Raw genomic sequence first — 17,905 nt, 5'->3', positions numbered from 1 at the left:
GGGTTGGCCCCAAAGGCCATCTTTCTTCAAGAAGAGGAAAGGCGTTTCGCGCGTCTAGACGATGATCAGAAAGGGTGCCCCTTATATTTGGGACACCCTCGCTTACTTTTGGAAAAACGCCCGCTTTGCCACCTTTTCCACAAGACCCGGAGCGAGCCGGTACAGCCGGCTGCCGAGATCCATCCAACGCGGCATGTTCACTTCGCGCGTTGGCGTCATCATCGCGGCAACAACGCGCTTCGCCACCGCCTCCGGCCTTAACATCCAACGCGAGACATTGCGCACATACTCTCCCGATTCATCAGCGGCCGAAAAAAAGTTCGTCTCCACCGGCCCCGGATTGACGGCCGTGACAAAAATGCCAAAGCGCCCCGCCTCGAGGCGGAGGCTGTCGGTAAAGCCAACGACCGCGTGTTTCGTCGCGGAATAGACGCTCGACTTCGGCGTCGCGATTTTGCCGGCTTGCGACGCAATGTTGATAATATGACCGCTTCCTCTCTCTTTCATATGCGAATACACCGCCTTCGTACAGGCGATGAGGCCGAAGACGTTGACGGCAAACATCCTCTCCATTTCATCCAAGTCGATGTCCTCGACATAGCGAAAGACGCCAAACCCGGCGTTGTTGACCAACACATCGATCGCGCCAAGATCCGCAATGAGCTGGGAAACAACCGCCTCGATCATGCCGCGGTCGCTGACATCAAGCGATGCATACGGGGCGCGAATACCGGTTTGCGCTTCGATCCGCGCGCTCGCTTCTTTCAGCCTTTCTTCACTGCGCGCCAAGAGCACCGGCACCGCCCCTTGGCGCGCCGCTTCATAGGCGATTTGCTCGCCAATTCCTCCCGACGCTCCGGTAATGACGACATGGCGCCCCTTCAGCCGCACACCGACACCCCCACCGCTTCGTAGACGTATCGGCCGGCTTCTTGCTTTTTCGTCACATACCCGTTCGCCTCGAGATAATCAAGCTGGCCGATCGTCTCTGACATCGTCAGCATGAGCTGGCGTTCGTAAGCGGTCGGGAACAGCTTTTGACAAACGTCAAACACCGTATGCGGGCGTTCTTTCACCATTTCGAGCACCCGCTCGGCGCGCTGGCGTTGCTTACCCAGCCGCTCGCGAACGAGCGCCGGAATATCGGTCGCATCGTCGCCATGGCCGTTTAGCGATCGAACGATATCGTATTGCAGCATTTTTTGCAGCGACTCGTTGTACTGCAACAACGGTTTCGGCCGTCCCGTCTCCCCTTCCGCCGGCGGCTCCATCATTGGATTCGGGGAAATATGAACAAGCAAATGATCGCCGCCGATCAGCAATCCGTCCGCCTCGCGGTAGAGGGCGATATGGCTTTGCGCATGCCCCGGCGTTTCGATGACCTGCCACCCGGGCATCCCCGGCACCGCGTCCCCTTCCGTCACCATGATGTCAAGCCCGCGCCGGCTTGCGTAGCGAAGCGATCCGCCTTCTTTGGACAGCTGACTGAACAAACGGCGGTCGACGCCGCATTCCGTAAAAAATTCCTGAAAAAATTGGACGTACCGCTCCATAAACGAACGTTCGCGGCGCAAAAACGGATCCGCTTTCGGATGGCCGATGATCGGCGCATGCGGAAAATAATCAAGCAAGCCGACATGATCCGGATGATGGTGAGTAATGACGATTTGTTCAATATCCTCTGGCGCATAACCGACCTCGCCAAGCTGCTTCACAAACAGCTGCCATGCTTCCTCTGTTTTCACTCCGGCATCGACCAGCGTCAACCGATCGCCGGCGATCACGTACATATGCACATCGCCGACCGGAAACGGCGTCGGCACCGTGATCCGATACACTCGTTCCTCGTTCATTGCGTTCCCTTCTTTCCTCAAGTTCATGAACCATCCCGTTCGAACCGTTTCATCAGTCAAAATGAATAGTTATTCATTATATTTTATTTTACAGTTTACACCGATTTCATCCATTTGTCATGCCTTTTTCTTCCGCACGACGAAATTGCAAAAAAATTCGCTCTCCTCTCTTGACAACAGCGCCTGTCCCGCGGCATAATGACTAATAACATCACGGATACGGCAAACCGGCGATGAACAGGGCCAGTAAACCGCAAACGGCACCAGAGAGCGAAGCCCGCGGCTGGAAGGCTTTGCGGCCCTCTTTGCGGTTGAACCTACCCTAGGAGCTGTTAGGCCAACCTAAACGCCTCCCCGGCGTTATCGGGGCAGAGTCGGGCCTGTTTGGCGCTTGGGCCAAATCGGGCCAAAAAAGGTGGTACCGCGGAAACGAAGGTTTTCCGTCCTTTTGCAGGACGGGAAACCTTTTTCTTTTGAATGGATACACCAAGGCAAGGAGGAGTGGAATGATGAACAACGAACGAACGATCGCGCTCATCGGCGCCGGCTCGATGGCGGAAGCGCTCATCGCCGGCATGACGAAAGCGTTTTGCCATCCGGCGCACATTGTCGTCGCCAACCGACAAAACCGCGCTCGGCTCGAGGAGCTGGCGCGCCAATACGGTGTTTGCACGGCGGGTTGCGCGCAAGAAGCCGTCAAACAAGCGGATATCGTCATTTTGGCGATGAAGCCGAAAGACGTCGTCGAAGCGATGAACGCCATCGCACCGACCCTCCGCGCCCATCAGCTCATTCTTTCACTGCTCGCCGGCATCACGACCGAGACGATCGAACGGCTCGCCGGACGCAACATCCCTGTCGTGCGCGCCATGCCAAACACATCCGCCGCCGTCGGCTTATCAGCGACCGCGATCGCCGGCGGCCGCTTCGCCGCGAAAGAACATCTTGAGGTCGCCAAACAGCTGTTTGAAACGGTCGGCATCGTCGCTGTTGTGCCGGAGAAGGACTTGCATGCGGTCACCGGCCTGTCCGGGAGCGGTCCGGCGTATGTGTATTACTTGGTCGAAGCGATGGAAAAAGCGGCGGCCGACATCGGCCTTGAGCGAGATGTCGCCAAACGGCTCATTTTGCAAACGATCATCGGCGCAGCCGAGATGCTAAAAGCGTCCGACAAGCACCCATCCGTCCTGCGCCGTGAAGTCACGAGCCCAGGCGGCACGACCGAAGCCGGCATTGGCGTGCTTGAGCAATACCGGTTCCAAGAAGCGGTCATCGCCTGCATCCGCCGGGCGACGGCCCGCTCCGAAGAGCTCGGCAGCGCTCTTCTCGCTGCCATCGCCGAAGCGTAAAGAGCGGACCTCCGGAGCGCGCCGCTCCTTTTCCCGCCTAGCCCGAACACGGCGACAATCCGTTTTATTTTGTTTTTGATAAGCAGCGTGCTATCATTCAGTAATGAACCATTCATTGGCCTAGAAAGGAGCTGCTTGTCATGAACACGATGCTGTTTTCGCCGTATACAATCCGCGGGCTGACGCTGAAAAACCGAATTGTCATGTCGCCGATGTGCATGTATTCGTGCGACACGAAAGACGGCGCCGTACGCACGTGGCATAAAATCCACTACCCGGCTCGCGCTGTCGGCCAAGTCGGCTTGATTATCGTTGAAGCGACCGGCGTGACGCCGCAAGGTCGCATTTCTGAACGCGACTTAGGCATTTGGAGCGATGACCATATCGCCGGGCTTCGCGAACTCGTTGGGCTTGTGAAAGAGCATGGGGCGGCCATCGGCATCCAGCTTGCCCATGCGGGGAGAAAATCGCAAGTGCCGGGAGAGATCATCGCTCCGTCAGCCGTCCCGTTTGATGATTCGTCGCCGACGCCAAAAGAAATGACGAAAGCCGACATTGAAGAAACGGTGCAAGCGTTCCAAAACGGCGCACGGCGCGCGAAGGAAGCCGGCTTTGACGTCATTGAAATCCATGCCGCCCACGGCTACCTCATTAACGAATTTTTATCGCCGCTCTCCAACCGGCGACAAGACGAGTACGGCGGCTCTCCGGAAAACCGTTACCGTTTCTTGGGCGAGGTGATCGACGCTGTCCGCGAGGTGTGGGACGGACCGCTTTTTGTCCGCATCTCGGCGTCCGACTACCATCCGGACGGGCTGACGGCCAAAGACTATGTCCCATACGCCAAGCGGATGAAAGAACAAGGAGTCGACCTCGTCGATGTCAGCTCCGGCGCTATTGTTCCGGCGCGCATGAACGTCTATCCCGGCTACCAAGTGCCATTTGCCGAACTGATCCGCCGTGAAGCAGACATCCCGACCGGCGCTGTCGGCCTCATTACGTCCGGCTGGCAAGCGGAAGAAATTTTGCAAAACGGCCGCGCCGATCTCGTCTTTTTGGGGCGCGAGCTGCTGCGCAACCCGTATTGGCCATACGCCGCGGCGAGAGAGCTGGGCGCAAAAATCTCGGCGCCCGTCCAATATGAGCGCGGCTGGCGGTTTTAACCGCGCGGGATCGAAAACGAGGCGAAATCAACGGCGAGCTCGGTGTTCGGAAACACGCTGCGCGCCTCGGCGACGAGCTGCAGCGCCGCCTCACCTTGGTAGCGAGAGCTGATATGGGTCAAAATAAGCCGCTTCGCCCCGGCCCGCCTCGCCACCTCGGCTGCGTCTGTGGTCGTGGAATGGAAATAGTCATGGGCCAGCCGCTGTTCCGCCGCGGCAAACGTCGCCTCGTGGACGACGACATCGGCATCGCGGGCGAGTTCAATCGCCGCTTCGCAAAAACGGGTGTCGCCCAACACGGCGACGATTCTCCCCTTTTGCGGCGGCCCGACAAATTCGCGCCCGTCGATGACCGTGCCGTCATCCAGCACGACCGTTTTTCCTTGCTTAATTTCTTGATAAATCGGGCCGGGGCGGACGCCGAGTGCTTGCAATCGCTCGACCAAGAGCGGGCCGGGCAAATCTTTTTCAACGACGCGGAAACCGTATGACGGCATGCCGTGATCGAGCCGTTTGGCGATGACGGAAAACCGTTCATCGTCAAAAATGACGCCCTCATCGATCTCCACAATGTTCAGTTCATACCGGAGCTTTGTCCCGCTGACGGCAAGGGCCGTTTCGACAAACGAGCGAATGCCTTTTGGGCCGAAAACCGCAAGCGGCGTCTCGCCGCTTTGAAACGAACGGCTGCCTAGCAGTCCAGGCAATCCGAACAAATGGTCGCCATGCAAGTGCGTAATAAAAATATGCTCGATGCGGCGCGGGCGAATGGCGGTATGCAAAATTTGATGCTGCGTCGCTTCGCCGCAGTCAAACAGCCATGTCGCCCCGCGTTCGCCAAGCAGCTGCAGGGCGACGGACGATACGTTGCGCTCTTTGGCCGGCACGCCGGCACCCGTGCCTAAAAACAACAGTTCCAACGCGCTTCACTCCTTTTTCTCGCTCAACATTGCCTGTTGTTAGCGTACCAATGTCAAAACGGCTTTTCAACTTTCTTTTGCGCTCAAAAACGCCGGGTTGGCGCCCGGCTCTTTCATGAACATAAACGCTTTCCCGCCGGAAAGCAACAAAGTGTTTGCGTTCCGACCGGCAAACCTCTACAATGGTTTCATTGAAGAGACAAATTTGGTTAAAGCGAGGTACATACGGTGGACAACATGAATCCGAAATCGATCATCGTCATTTTCGGAGCGACGGGAGATTTGGCGAAACGGAAACTGTTTCCGTCCCTTTACCGCCTGTATGAAAAAGGGCATTTGAACGAGCAATTCGCTGTCGTCGGCGTCGCGCGCCGCCCGTTGTCGGCCGACGAGTTCCGGAACTATGTGCGCGACTCGGTCGAAACGGCGTTTCACCAAAAGCTCGCCGACGGCCGATTCACCTCCCATTTCTATTACCATCCGTTCGACGTGACGGAAGCCGAGTCGTACCAGCGCTTAAAGTCGCTCCTCGAACAGCTCGACGGCACATACAAGACCGAAGGCAACCGCATCTTTTATTTGGCGATGGCGCCGGAATTTTTCGGCACCGTTACTTCCCGCTTGCAGTCGGAAGGATTGACGGAAACGCACGGCTTTAAGCGGCTCGTCATCGAAAAGCCGTTCGGGCATGACTTGGCGAGCGCCGAGAAGCTGAATGACGAGATTCGCCGCGTCTTTTCCGAGCGGGAAATCTACCGGATCGACCATTACCTCGGCAAAGAAATGGTGCAAAACATCGAGGTCATCCGCTTTTCAAACGCCATTTTCGAGCCGCTTTGGAACAACCGGTTCATCGCCAACATTCAAATCACATCGAGCGAAACGCTCGGCGTCGAAGACCGCGGCCGCTACTACGACCATTCCGGGGCGTTGCGCGACATGGTGCAAAACCATATGCTGCAAATGGTCGCTCTGTTGGCGATGGAACCGCCGATCAAATTAACGACCGATGACATCCGCCATGAAAAAGTGAAAGTGTTGCGCGCCTTGCGCCCGATTGCGCACGATGAAGTCGACCGCTATTTCGTGCGCGGCCAATACGGGCGCGGGGTGATCCACGGCAAAAACGTGCCGGCGTATCGCGAGGAGCCGAACGTCGATCCGGACTCGAACACGGAAACGTTCGTCGCTGGAAAACTCCTGATCGACAACTTCCGTTGGGCTGGCGTGCCGTTTTACATTCGCACCGGCAAACGGATGGCGGAAAAATCGACGAAAATCGTCGTCCAATTTAAAGATGTACCGATGAACTTGTATTACCGGACGAATGAGACGATCGCCCCGAACTTGCTCGTCATCCACATCCAGCCGGACGAAGGGATCACCCTTCATTTAAACGGCAAAAAAACCGGGGAATCGACGACCATAACAGCTCCATTTCAACTCGACTATTGCAACAACTGCATCGATGGGATCAACACGCCGGAAGCATACGAAAAGCTGCTGTACGACTGCATGCGCGGCGATGCGACAAACTTCACCCATTGGGATGAGGTAGCAGCGTCATGGCAATTTGTCGACCCGATTTCTGAGGTGTGGGCGAACACAAAAGCTTCCGACTTTCCGAACTACGCGGCTGGCTCCATGGGCCCGGCGGCCGCGGACGAGCTGCTCAAAAAAGACGGCTTCCACTGGTGGCCGATCGAGCATCCGCGTTCGTAAAGACGCGATGACCCGCCTGTTGCGCCTATCGCGTCCTCTTTGACAAACCAACATGGGGCGCTTGCCCCTTTATCCCTCATGCAAAGGAGCGAATGAACGATGAAGGTGTATGACGTCACCGCCCCGATTTACGAGGGCATGCCCGTGTATAAAAACAAACCAGAAAAACAGCCGAAACGCACAACGATCACCAACGGTTATGTGACCGAATCGCGCATTGACATGGACGTGCACACCGGCACGCACATTGACGCGCCCCTCCATATGGTCGAAGGCGGGGCGACGTTTGAAACGATTCCATTGAACGACCTCGTCGGCCCGTGCAAGCTGTTCGATTTGACGCATGTCAACGACCGGATCACGAAAGACGACATCGCGCATCTTGACATTCAAGAAGGCGACTTTGTGTTGTTCAAAACGAAAAATTCATTCGAAGACGCGTTCCATTTCGAGTTTATTTTCGTCGCCGAAGACGCGGCCCGTTATTTGGCCGACAAACAAATCCGCGGCGTTGGCATCGACGCCCTTGGCATCGAGCGAGCGCAAGAAGGCCACCCGACTCATAAAACGCTGTTTTCGGCCGGTGTCATCATCATCGAAGGGCTGCGGCTGAAAGACGTCCCCGAAGGACGCTATTTCATGGTCGCCGCTCCGCTCAAACTCGTCGGCACCGACGCCGCCCCGGCGCGCGTCTTGCTGTTTGACCGCGAGCCGTAAAAACAGTCGGCCCCTTGATGGGACCGGCTGTTTGATCATTTCAAATTGAATATTCGCCATGGCCGCCCTAAAGACTAGTAAAATGGCGGGGGCTTCCTCGCCTCTGTTTACAGCTCTTCCCCGTTCGTGCGAATGACGCGTTGGAACCAGTAGAAGCTTTTTTTCTTATAGCGCTTCAAATCGCGCAAGTTCTCATCGTCACGGTTGACGAAAATGACGCCGTAGCGCTTGCGCATCTCCCCTTGCGAACTTAACAGATCCGTCGCCCCCCACATCAAATAGCCGATCACCTCGACGCCTTCTTCCATCGCCATCTTCATTTGTTCGATATGACGGCGCAAATAGTCGATCCGCTCATCATCTTCGACCGTGCCGTTCTCATTCAGCTCCTCTTCCAATCCGATCCCGTTTTCGGTGATGAAAATCGGCATCTGATAGCGGGCGTACACGTCTTTTAAGGCAATCCGCAACCCGATCGGATCGATCGCCCAGCCCCATTTCGTCTTTGGCAAATAGGGATTCGGTTCCAGCCCTTTGACGATCCGTTCATCCTGTTCTTGGTGACGGACGATTTGGCTTTGATAGTAGCTGAACGACAAAAAGTCGACCGTTTGCTCCCGGAGCAGCTGTTCATCCCCTTCTTCCAACGGCAAAAGGATTCCTTTTTTCTCCAGATGATTCGTCACATAACGCGGATAGGCGCCGCGGGCGAACACATCAAAGAAGAAATCAAGGAATAGCTCTTTCGCCTGCACGTTCGCCAAAGCGTCTTCCGGCCGGCATGTCGCCGGATACGTCGTCAAATACGTCACCATCCCGCCGATCTTCGCCTCGGGAGCGATTTCGCGCAGCGCCTTCACCGCTTTCGCGTGGGCGATAAACACGTTATGACAGACGCGGTAGGCAAACGCTTCCGGATCTTCGTCTTCCGGCCCAATCGCCCCCCATAAATGCGGTTGTTCGAGCACTAAATTTTGTTCGTTGAACGTCAGCCAATAGTTCACTTTCCCGCGGTAACGCGCAAATACGGTGCGCGCGTACCGCTCAAACAAGTCGACGACTTTCCTTGATGCGAAGCCGTTGTATTTTCTCGCCAAAGCCAGCGGCAAGTCGAAATGGTACAGCGTAATGACCGGCTCGATGCCGTTCGCCCTCAATTCATCAAACACAGCGTCATAAAACGCCAACCCCGCCTCATTCGGCTCCCCTTCCCCGTCCGGAAAAATGCGCGTCCAAGCGATGCTCGTCCGGTAGGCGGTAAAGCCGAGCTCCTTGAACAACGCGATGTCTTCTTTGTAGCGATGGTAAAAATCGACCGCCACTTTCCAGTCGGAATGCCCTTTTGGAATCGGGCGCGCATCAACGATCGACAGCCCTTTGCCGCCTTCGTTCCACGCCCCTTCCGTCTGAAACGACGTCACCGCCCCGCCCCATAAAAAGTCGTCGGGGATGATCGATTTACGCTGTTGTGACATGGAAAGACCCTCCTATCTGTGAACAGACGTGTTTAAGTGATTGAACGCCTTGGAAAATTCACCCTTGGGCATCATCCTCATTATGACATATTTGCTTCTTTTTGAACGCTCTCCCACCTACGCTCACGCTTAGAGGTGGGAGATTCTTGAACACCCGCCCTAAGGCAGGCTTGTCAACCAAGCCATCCCCGTGCGTCCCACGGTTTAGTGGTCTTACCAAAACAGCAAACGAAGCCCTTCCTGCAAAATAGTTCGGGCGGCGTTATGGTCCCGGTCATGTTCGGCTCCGCCGTTTGGGCACATCCACTGACGGATGTCGAGCGATTTCACCTCAACCTGCCGATGCCCGCAACACGAGCACAATTGTCAAGAGGGAGATCGATGGCGAATAAACGATTCATCCCCCACTTACGCTCACGCGTGGAAGTGGGGGGTCTTCTCGGTTTAGGATGATAAAACTAGACGGGCGGAGGTACGAGCCCGTCTAGACGTTGTGAAAACTGTTTCATGCGCTTTGGAGAAGCACCAACGCTCCCAGCAATGGCAATTTTATTGAGACAGTTTTTGCTTAATCAAATAATGGTTCGTAGCCACTTTTCGATACGTGAAGATCATTCCATCATCTCCAGCCGTTGCGAGCAACGCTTCAGATGACAAATCGGCGATTTTCGTTCCTGTTGCCCGGTTATAAATGGCACGGCTGGTGATGATATATTGACGGCTCGCCGCCCGCAGCGGCTCCGGAAATTCAGCGGCCACCAATGCGCCGGGCTGGGCTGGATTGATGCGCGCCTTTCCGTAAAAAATCTCCCCGCCGTTCATAAAAAAGGCATCATCCCCTCCAGGGAAGGACAATAGTTGCGAAACATGCCAATCGGAAAGCCGCACCGCATACAGATCATGATCCGATGTTCCTTCCTGTCCGACATACAATACATTTTGTTTTTCGTCATACCCAATCAACGGATTGATGAATACCTTTGGGATTCGCCATTGTTTTTTCGTCTTCATATCATAAACGGCAATCGATCCCGTCAACGTGCGGCTATTGTCCGTGAAGAAAATTTTCCCGTCCCCGATCGCCAATGAACGCGGAGCAGCGATCAGCGGCACCGTTCCAAGAAACTGCATTGTTTTGGCGTCGTAAATCGCCATTTTCGTCGCTCCCGATAGCGCAACATACACCTTGCCGCCATCAATTTTTACATCCGTCGGCTGCGGTCCGGGATGAATTTCTTTCACCATTTTCATGTCGCTGGCGCGAATGACAAACAGTTTGCTGTCTTCGGCGGACAACACATACAACCATCCGGTCGACGAATCATAAGCCAAATGGGAAATGGGGACATTGGTGAAAGCATAATGGGACGATCGAACATAATAGCTCTCATCGGCCGGCAATGGATATTTATAAATTCGATTTTCCCCTTCTTTGATCAAATACAAATTGTACTTTGCATCCATCAACGCATAGTTCGTCGGGAATGGAAGCGCGTTTATCTTAGCAGAGGTGTAACGGTCATACACCGCCTTATTTGTCACCACATAGGCCCCTTGAACATCTAAAACGGGGCCGTTATAACAGTCGTGCACCATGTTGATATTTCCGGCATCAATGCGCCTTCCCGCAAAAAACACATCGCTTCCGTCAACGATGAGCGGATGGGTGGGAGCGCTACCTCTCGGCCCTTGATACGAAACTCGCTTCACCACCTTCAAATCGAACAGGCGCAATACCGCTAAATCAGGAATGGAAACATTGCGGCCGATGAAGGCTAGACCTCTCTTCTCATCGAAAAACAACGTATTTTCCTCTGAAAAAACAGAAAAAAAGTTAGGATCAGCAATCAGCCGGCTTGTTTGGCGTTTCGCCGCCAAATCCCACATGTACATCTCATACGTCGTCTTCCCGCGCCCGTACTGCTTTCCGAAAGTTACGATTTTGTTGCCTAATAGGCCAAACGGCAATCCGTTATACGGGGCTCGTTGAATCAGCCGTTTCGTTTTGACGTCAAAAACGTCTATCGATGTTTCAGACGGCACATACAGCTTCCCGTCCCGCAAAAGAAGAGTGACCGACCGCTGGGCATATTTCCGCCATAAAGCGCTATATGCCCGCAGAGAAACGGGTTCCTGCTTTTTGATCGACAATGTGCTCGCTTCAATAAATAATAACATCCCCTTTTCCGTGAGCGCATAAATATACCCATTTTGATCATCCATGACCCAATCGAGCACGCGCCCAGGAAGCTGTTGCGTACGCGGTCCCGCCGCTTCCGCTTTAGCGGAAGGAAAAACATGGAAAAGACAGATAAACAAGAAGAGACAAAATAAAAAACCTTTCCTAAATGTTGTTCCCATTCCAATCCCCCGTCAAACGATGATTGCTAATTCCTATACATTCCTTGCGCATAGCATAGCTCAAACAATCGAGCACCGACATTTGACCATTCCTTATCCATCCTCAATATCCATGATAGCCCACCGTTGATCATCACTTCAAGCTCTTTTTGCCATACGCACCCCGTTCGGCCGCATACACCAACTGCCGCCGATCACGAACAGCGGCCATCGCTTTGCTGTCTAATACATTTTCATGCTTTCCATTTTGAACCTCCTTTCCCCCGAACGGTCAAACAAATATAATGAAAACGGAGCTCCCAATAGAAACAAGTGGGGTGAGGCAAAGTTGAACATTTTGCTCATTGAAGATGATGTGACGTTGTTTCAAGAAATCAAAGCACGTTTGGAACAATGGTCGTACGACGTTTGCGGCATCCGCGATTTCGGCCGTGTGATGGAAGAGTTTTCTGCTTGCAAGCCGCACTTGGGGAAGCTTTCGTTTCATCAAGCACAAAAAACCCTTAGAACCGCCTTCGGCTCTAAGGGCTTTTTTCTTATTTCAACCATTCCGTATGGAAAATGCCTTCTTTGTCGACGCGTTCGTACGTGTGGGCGCCGAAGTAATCGCGCTGCGCTTGGATTAAGTTGGCTGGGAGCACCGCGGTGCGGTAGCTGTCGTAATAGGCGAGGGCGCTGGCGAATCCTGGCACCGGAATGCCGCGCATCGCCGCGGTGGCGACGATTTCGCGGAGCGCGTCTTGGTAGCGTTCGACGATGTCTTGGAAATACGGATCCAAGAGCAAGTTCGAAAGCGCTGGATCACGGTCGTACGCCTCTTTAATTTTTTGCAAAAATTGCGCGCGGATGATGCAGCCGCCGCGGAAGATCATGGCGATATCACCGTAGCGCAAGTTCCAGTTGTATTCCTCAGAAGCCGCCTTCATTTGCGCAAATCCTTGGGCGTACGAGCAAATTTTGCTCATGTAAAGCGCGCGGCGCACCGCTTCGATGAAGTGAGCGCGGTCGCCTTCAAACGGCTTCACCGCTGGGCCTGCCAGCACTTTGCTTGCTTTCACGCGCTCGTCTTTCATCGCCGAGAGGAAACGGGCGAACACCGATTCCGTGATGATCGGCAGCGGCACGCCCAAATCGAGGGCGTTTTGGCTCGTCCATTTGCCCGTCCCTTTTTGCCCGGCTTTGTCCAAAATGACGTCGACAAGCGGCTTGCCTGTTTCTTCATCGATTTTCGTGAAAATGTCGGCCGTGATCTCGATTAAGTAGCTGTTCAGCTCGCCTTTGTTCCAGTCGGCGAACACTTCGTGCAGCTCTGCAGCATCCATGCCGAGCACATGTTTGAGCAAGAAGTACGCTTCAGCGATCAGCTGCATGTCGCCGTATTCGATGCCGTTATGCACCATTTTGACATAATGCCCCGCGCCGTCCGGACCGATGTACGTCGTGCACGGCTCGCCGTCGACTTTCGCAGCGATGGCTTCAAAAATCGGGCGCACGAGCTCATGCGCTTCTTTTTGCCCACCCGGCATGATCGACGGGCCTTTCAGCGCCCCTTCCTCACCGCCGGAGACCCCTGTGCCGATAAAGTGAATGCCGAGTTCAGCGAGTTCTTTATTGCGGCGCTGCGTATCTTTAAAATACGTATTGCCGCCGTCAATTACAATATCGCCTTTTTCCAAATGCGGCTTCAGCTGTTCGATCGTCGCGTCCGTCGGCGCGCCCGCTTTCACCATCAGCAAAATTTTCCGCGGTTTTTCCAAGGCGTTGACGAATTCTTCGATGCTGTATGTACCGACAATGTTTTTTCCTTTCGCTTCTTGCAAAAACTCGTCCGTTTTTTCGCGCGAACGGTTGTACACCGCCACCGAATAGCCTTTGCTTTCGATGTTGAGCGCCAAGTTTTTCCCCATGACCGCCAGTCCGATGACGCCGATTTGCTGTTTCGCCATTGTCCAACGTCCCTTTCCGTTTTGGTTTGTTCATCAAACAACATACCATACGTTTGCGCTTGCCTGCAAGTTTTTCTAAACCGATTTAGGAACGAGGCGGCACGACGGACTTTGCTTGACCTGTCCATGCGAAAAGGGGCGTAACGCCCCTCATGCTTAGTAGCCTCCATAATGCGGGAAGCCGTATGGTCCAAACGGGTAATGACCATAAGGCACGCCATACGGGAAGTGATGATAGCCGTCATACCCTCCATGCCAATGATGATGGTGATAACCGTATGGAGGATAGCCGTAGCCGCCAACGTACGGCGGATAAAATCCGCCCATATACGGACCGAACGGTCGAACCATGGAATGCGCCTCCTCTCATGTGTTGAAGTTCATTTCCATGGTTAGGATATGCGCGGAAGAAAAAACGGTATAGGCAAACACCTATACCGTCTCTTCCTCTTGGATGACCTGGGCCGCGGCCTGGGCGGCGGCCACTTGCTCGCGAATCGCGTCCGCTTCTTCCAAATGGGCAAACAAGACGCGCGGATCCAGCACCGTGAGCAACCGCTCCGGCAGCGTCGCGATCCCGACGACATACGGCGTGCGCTCCGCGGATACGAGCTGCAGCGGTTTGATGGCTTCCGGTTCAATATCGACAATTTCCTTTGCTTCGTCAACGATAAACGCCACCGACAACCCGTCGACCGCGGCGACGACAAGACGCGTCTGCTCGGTTTCCTCGATCGCTTTCCCATATAGAAGCTTTCGCATATCGAGCACCGGCGCGAGCTCGCCGCGGATGCGCGCAACGCCCGCCATACAATCCGGCATATGCGGCACGGCCGTCGGCGCCGTCATTTTCTCAATCGAGACGACATACGCGATCGAGACGGCGTACTGTTCCCGCTCGACGCGAAACACCACGTATTTGTCCATTCCCCCGCCACCTCTTTCGTGATTCGCACTCTGCTTTTTTTATCGGCTCATTCCGGCCGAATGTTTACCGAAAGGTTCAAGAAAAAAGAGCATCCAGCCTCGGGATGCTCATTCGGCATTGGCGACTTCCTCGACAATGGCGACAACCATCTCTGTCAGCTTCACCAGCTCTTCAATCGGCATCCGCTCATTCGTCGTATGGATTTCTTCGTAGCCGACAGCGAGGTTGACCGTCGGAATGCCGAAGCCGGCGATGATATTGGCATCGCTGCCGCCGCCGCTTCGCTCGAGCTTGCACGGCCGGCCGATTTTCGCCGCCGCCCGTTTGGCGATTTCCACGACATGGTCGCCGTCGCTGAACTTAAAGCCAGGGTACATCACTTCCACTTCGACATCGGCGCGGCCGCCCATTTCCACGGCGACCGTTTCAAACGCCTCTTTCATTTTCGCCACTTGCGCTTCCATTTTTTCTGGGACAAGCGAGCGGGCTTCCGCTAAAATATCGACGCGGTCGCAGACGATGTTCGTTTGCGTGCCGCCTTCAAAGCGGCCGATGTTGGCCGTTGTTTCCTCGTCGATGCGGCCGAGCGGCATTTTCGCGATCGCTTTCGCCGCAATCGTAATGGCTGACACCCCTTTTTCAGGCGCCACACCGGCATGAGCGGTTTTGCCATGCACAACCACTTTCAGCTTCGCCTGCGTCGGGGCGGCGACGACGATGTTGCCGACTTTGCCGTCGCTGTCCAAGGCATAGCCGTATTTCGCTTGGATGAGCGACGGATCGAGCGCCTTCGCCCCGACAAGCCCCGACTCTTCTCCGACGGTGATGATAAACTGGATCACGCCGTGCGGGATGTTTTGCTCTTTCAACACCCGAATCGCTTCCAACATCGCCGCCAAGCCCGCTTTATCATCCGCGCCTAAAATCGTCGTCCCGTCGGTGACGACATAGCCGTCTTGAATCGATGGCTTCACGCCTTTGCCCGGCACGACCGTATCCATATGCGATGTGAAATAAATCGGATCCACCCCGTCTTTCGTCGCCGCGAGCGTGCAAATCAAGTTGCCCGCCCCATGTCCCGTTTTCGCGGCGGCATCGTCTTCGATCACCTCAAGGCCGAGCGCTTCAAACTTTTGTTTGAGCACGTTGGCGATTTCTCCTTCATGCTTCGTTTCTGAATCGATTTGCACGAGTTCCAAAAATTCGTCGACAAGACGTTGTTCATTGACCATAACTTTCTTCCTCCTGCTTATGTATTCCACCTTAAGTATACCGAAATGTTCCGCCAAGAGCCAAACCGAACGCCGGAACGATCGGCACGCACAGCGCTGACAGCCACGTTCGCAATGCGCCAGCGCGAGCTCCCGGGTTCGACAGACGAAAAAATCCGTAAGCAATGGGAAGACATAGCAGCGGAATGAGCCTGATGGACGCGAATCCGTATGCGAAAATAGAGGCCAAGCAACAAAACGGGGCCCCTTGACCCCGTTTTTACAGCGGAATATTGCCATGCTTTTTCTTCGGCCGCTCCTCGTGCTTGTTTCGCAGCATCTCGAGCGCCTGAATGAGCTTGATTCTCGTGTCGCGCGGGTCAATGACGTCATCGATCATGCCGTATTTCGCGGCGACGTACGGATTGGCGAATTTCTCGCGGTATTCGGCAATTTTTTGCGCCCGTGTTTCTTCCGGATTCGGACTTTTTTCAATTTCGCCCGCGAAAATGATGTTCGCCGCTCCTTGCGGCCCCATGACCGCCACTTCCGCGTTCGGCCACGCATAGACGACATCGGCGCCGATCGATTTGCTGTTTAAGGCGACATAGGCGCCGCCGTACGCTTTCCGCAAAATGACGGTGATTTTCGGCACGGTCGCTTCCGAGTAAGCGTACAAAATTTTCGCCCCATGGCGGATGATGCCGCCGTGCTCCTGCTTGACGCCTGGGAAAAAGCCGGTGACGTCCTCAAACGTAATGATCGGGATGTTGAACGAATCGCAAAAGCGGATAAACCGCGCCGCCTTATCGGACGAGTCGATGTCCAGCCCGCCGGCCATAAACTTCGGCTGGTTGCACACAAGCCCGACCACTTCGCCTTTAATGCGGGCAAAGCCGATCACGATGTTTTTCGCGAAATCTTTTTGCACCTCAAAAAACGACCCGTCATCGACGACTTGGGCGATGACGTGGCGCACATCGTACGGGCGGACGGCGTCAATCGGCACGACATCGGCCAAATCGGGGCGGTAGTCGTCCCCATCCGGAATCGGGCCAAACGGCGGCTTTTCGTTGTTGTTGGACGGCAAATAGCCCAAGAGCCGCCGCACTTCAGCGAGCGCCTCCTCTTCATTCGCCGCCGCAAAATGAGCGTTGCCGCTGATCGTGTTGTGCACGCGGGCGCCGCCTAAATCTTCGGCGCTGATTTTCTCCCCGGTCACCGCTTCAATCACTTTCGGACCGGTGATGAACATTTGGCTCGTTTTTTCGACCATGAACACAAAATCGGTGATGGCCGGCGAATAGACGGCCCCGCCGGCGCACGGCCCCATAATGACGGAAATTTGGGGGATGACGCCGGAATAAATGGCGTTGCGGTAAAAAATGTGCCCGTACCCGTCAAGCGACAAGACCCCTTCTTGAATGCGGGCGCCGCCCGAATCGTTCAAACCGATGACCGGCGCCCCGGTTTTCGCCGCCAAATCCATGATGTTCGTGATTTTTTTCGCATGCATTTCCCCAAGCGCCCCGCCGAAGACGGTGAAATCTTGCGAAAACACAAATACGGTGCGGCCGTTGATCTTCCCGTAGCCGGTCACCACCCCGTCACCCGGCCCCTTCTTTTCCCCGAGGCCAAAATCGGTGCAGCGGTGCTCGATGAACGGATTGAGCTCGACAAACGTCCCTTCGTCCAACAGCAAATCAATCCGCTCGCGCGCCGTCAGCTTCCCTTTCGCGTGCTGCTGTTCAATTTTCTCATCGCCGCCGCCCAGTTCAATCTCACGTCGGCGGTCATATAATTCATTGATTTTATCGTACATGTCGCTCATTGGTGTCCCTCCGTTTTCGTCCGTTCACAAAGCTCATACAACACGCCGCCGGTCGATTTCGGGTGCATGAACGCGACCCATGCTCCGCCGGCGCCGCGTTTCGGCGCATCTTGAATCATGCGGATGCCGTGCTCCTTCAGCTCGCGGATGCGCTCGGTGATGTCTTCCACCCCAAGCGCCACATGATGAATCCCTTCGCCGCGCTTCTCGATAAATGTCGCCACCGCGCTCTCTGGCGACAGCGGCTCAAGAAGTTCAATTTTCGCCTCTCCCGCCTGCAAAAACGCCACTTTCACCTGTTCCGACTCGACTTCCTCGATGCCAAGAAACGGCAGGCCGAGCACATCCGTATAAAACGGAAGCGCTTTCTCGATCGAGCGGACGGCAATGCCGATATGGTCGACTTTTTTCACTTCCATCGTCTGCATC

At 54.9% G+C, this 17,905-nt stretch carries 16 protein-coding genes and 1 pseudogene; 5 read left to right on the top strand and 12 right to left on the bottom strand.

Annotation, left to right across the window (positions count from 1 at the left end; all coding sequences use genetic code 11):
- Positions 1 to 102: 102 nt before the first annotated feature.
- Together ABS784_RS05025 and ABS784_RS05020 are read right to left on the bottom strand one after the other, a co-directional pair.
- Positions 103 to 891, bottom strand: coding sequence for an SDR family NAD(P)-dependent oxidoreductase (locus tag ABS784_RS05025; RefSeq protein WP_020278263.1), 789 nt, complete (start codon positions 889 to 891; stop codon positions 103 to 105).
- A complete protein-coding gene (locus ABS784_RS05020) occupies positions 882 to 1,853 on the bottom strand; it encodes an MBL fold metallo-hydrolase (protein ID WP_011231812.1) in 972 nt (323 codons plus the stop codon). Before ABS784_RS05020 ends, ABS784_RS05025 begins: the two co-directional genes overlap by 10 nt.
- A 509-nt stretch (positions 1,854 to 2,362) precedes the next feature.
- On the opposite strand from ABS784_RS05020, the gene proI reads away from it, so the two are divergent.
- Together proI and namA are read left to right on the top strand one after the other, a co-directional pair.
- Positions 2,363 to 3,202, top strand: a complete 840-nt coding sequence (gene proI, locus ABS784_RS05015) for a pyrroline-5-carboxylate reductase ProI (protein WP_013144820.1) — start codon at positions 2,363 to 2,365, stop codon at positions 3,200 to 3,202.
- Positions 3,203 to 3,342: 140 nt separating this feature from the next.
- Entirely contained in the window at positions 3,343 to 4,365 is a 1,023-nt protein-coding gene (gene namA / locus ABS784_RS05010; protein WP_011231814.1) for an NADPH dehydrogenase NamA, read from the top strand.
- On the opposite strand, the gene rnz is transcribed toward namA, so the two are convergent.
- A complete protein-coding gene (gene rnz / locus ABS784_RS05005) occupies positions 4,362 to 5,285 on the bottom strand; it encodes a ribonuclease Z (protein WP_352511670.1) in 924 nt (307 codons plus the stop codon). The genes namA and rnz overlap by 4 nt on opposite strands.
- 228 nt (positions 5,286 to 5,513) lie before the next feature.
- Between rnz and zwf the strand changes: the two genes are divergently transcribed.
- Both zwf and ABS784_RS04995 read left to right on the top strand, forming a co-directional pair.
- Positions 5,514 to 7,007, top strand: a complete 1,494-nt coding sequence (zwf, locus tag ABS784_RS05000) for a glucose-6-phosphate dehydrogenase (RefSeq protein ID WP_011231816.1) — start codon at positions 5,514 to 5,516, stop codon at positions 7,005 to 7,007.
- Positions 7,008 to 7,106: 99 nt separating this feature from the next.
- Entirely contained in the window at positions 7,107 to 7,724 is a 618-nt protein-coding gene (locus ABS784_RS04995) for a cyclase family protein (protein ID WP_011231817.1), read from the top strand.
- A gap of 107 nt (positions 7,725 to 7,831) precedes the next feature.
- Here ABS784_RS04995 and ABS784_RS04990 read toward each other — a convergent pair whose 3' ends face one another.
- From ABS784_RS04990 to ABS784_RS04980, 3 genes are all read right to left on the bottom strand, one after another.
- A complete protein-coding gene (locus ABS784_RS04990) occupies positions 7,832 to 9,199 on the bottom strand; it encodes a glycoside hydrolase family 1 protein (RefSeq protein WP_352511667.1) in 1,368 nt (455 codons plus the stop codon).
- A gap of 213 nt (positions 9,200 to 9,412) precedes the next feature.
- Positions 9,413 to 9,562 carry a zinc ribbon domain-containing protein gene (locus tag ABS784_RS04985; RefSeq protein WP_075261432.1) on the bottom strand — a complete coding sequence of 50 codons (150 nt, stop codon included), beginning with the start codon at positions 9,560 to 9,562 and terminating at the stop codon, positions 9,413 to 9,415.
- Positions 9,563 to 9,748: 186 nt separating this feature from the next.
- Positions 9,749 to 11,377: a YncE family protein gene (locus tag ABS784_RS04980; RefSeq protein WP_223812584.1), complete on the bottom strand. Its 1,629-nt coding sequence runs from the start codon at positions 11,375 to 11,377 to the stop codon at positions 9,749 to 9,751.
- A 418-nt stretch (positions 11,378 to 11,795) separates the two neighbouring features.
- Between ABS784_RS04980 and ABS784_RS04975 the strand changes: the two are divergent.
- A pseudogene (locus tag ABS784_RS04975) lies at positions 11,796 to 12,029 on the top strand (response regulator); the annotation flags it as partial.
- Positions 12,030 to 12,096: 67 nt separating this feature from the next.
- Here the strand turns inward: ABS784_RS04975 and gndA are convergent.
- The 6 genes from gndA to mce all read right to left on the bottom strand — a co-directional run bounded on the left by gndA (position 12,097) and on the right by mce (position 17,895).
- Positions 12,097 to 13,506, bottom strand: coding sequence for an NADP-dependent phosphogluconate dehydrogenase (gene gndA, locus ABS784_RS04970; protein WP_033009036.1), 1,410 nt, complete (start codon positions 13,504 to 13,506; stop codon positions 12,097 to 12,099).
- A 156-nt stretch (positions 13,507 to 13,662) separates the two neighbouring features.
- Positions 13,663 to 13,857, bottom strand: a complete 195-nt coding sequence (locus ABS784_RS04965) for a hypothetical protein (RefSeq protein ID WP_033009034.1) — start codon at positions 13,855 to 13,857, stop codon at positions 13,663 to 13,665.
- An 81-nt stretch (positions 13,858 to 13,938) separates the two neighbouring features.
- Entirely contained in the window at positions 13,939 to 14,433 is a 495-nt protein-coding gene (locus tag ABS784_RS04960; RefSeq protein WP_011231828.1) for a chemotaxis protein CheW, read from the bottom strand.
- Between the two features lie 108 nt (positions 14,434 to 14,541).
- Positions 14,542 to 15,666 (bottom strand): tripeptidase T, encoded by a 1,125-nt coding sequence (locus ABS784_RS04955; RefSeq protein WP_352511664.1) that lies wholly within the window; start codon positions 15,664 to 15,666, stop codon positions 14,542 to 14,544.
- Positions 15,667 to 15,925: 259 nt separating this feature from the next.
- The gene (locus tag ABS784_RS04950; RefSeq protein WP_352511662.1) at positions 15,926 to 17,476 is read right to left on the bottom strand and encodes an acyl-CoA carboxylase subunit beta; all 1,551 of its coding nucleotides are present in this window, start codon (positions 17,474 to 17,476) and stop codon (positions 15,926 to 15,928) included.
- Entirely contained in the window at positions 17,473 to 17,895 is a 423-nt protein-coding gene (mce, locus tag ABS784_RS04945; protein ID WP_033005773.1) for a methylmalonyl-CoA epimerase, read from the bottom strand. The genes ABS784_RS04950 and mce overlap by 4 nt, the downstream gene beginning before the upstream one ends.
- Between the last annotated feature and the right edge of the window lie 10 nt (positions 17,896 to 17,905).

Source organism: Geobacillus sp. G4, from assembly GCF_040327975.1.
Taxonomy (GTDB): domain Bacteria; phylum Bacillota; class Bacilli; order Bacillales; family Anoxybacillaceae; genus Geobacillus; species Geobacillus thermoleovorans.
Note: the sequence above shows the minus strand (reverse complement) of the source record. Positions and strands in the feature narration are given on the sequence as shown.

Coding starts and splice junctions, on each gene's coding strand:
- ABS784_RS04960 (WP_011231828.1), bottom strand. CDS start 14,433: ATGGACAAATACGTGGTGTTTCGCGTCGAGCGGGAACAGTACGCCGTC.
- mce (WP_033005773.1), bottom strand. CDS start 17,895: ATGGAAGTGAAAAAAGTCGACCATATCGGCATTGCCGTCCGCTCGATC.
- ABS784_RS04955 (WP_352511664.1), bottom strand. CDS start 15,666: ATGGTCAATGAACAACGTCTTGTCGACGAATTTTTGGAACTCGTGCAA.
- proI (WP_013144820.1), top strand. CDS start 2,363: ATGAACAACGAACGAACGATCGCGCTCATCGGCGCCGGCTCGATGGCG.
- ABS784_RS04990 (WP_352511667.1), bottom strand. CDS start 9,199: ATGTCACAACAGCGTAAATCGATCATCCCCGACGACTTTTTATGGGGC.
- ABS784_RS04980 (WP_223812584.1), bottom strand. CDS start 11,377: ATGTTATTATTTATTGAAGCGAGCACATTGTCGATCAAAAAGCAGGAA.
- ABS784_RS05020 (WP_011231812.1), bottom strand. CDS start 1,853: ATGAACGAGGAACGAGTGTATCGGATCACGGTGCCGACGCCGTTTCCG.
- namA (WP_011231814.1), top strand. CDS start 3,343: ATGAACACGATGCTGTTTTCGCCGTATACAATCCGCGGGCTGACGCTG.
- ABS784_RS04950 (WP_352511662.1), bottom strand. CDS start 17,476: ATGAGCGACATGTACGATAAAATCAATGAATTATATGACCGCCGACGT.
- ABS784_RS04995 (WP_011231817.1), top strand. CDS start 7,107: ATGAAGGTGTATGACGTCACCGCCCCGATTTACGAGGGCATGCCCGTG.
- ABS784_RS04965 (WP_033009034.1), bottom strand. CDS start 13,857: ATGGTTCGACCGTTCGGTCCGTATATGGGCGGATTTTATCCGCCGTAC.
- gndA (WP_033009036.1), bottom strand. CDS start 13,506: ATGGCGAAACAGCAAATCGGCGTCATCGGACTGGCGGTCATGGGGAAA.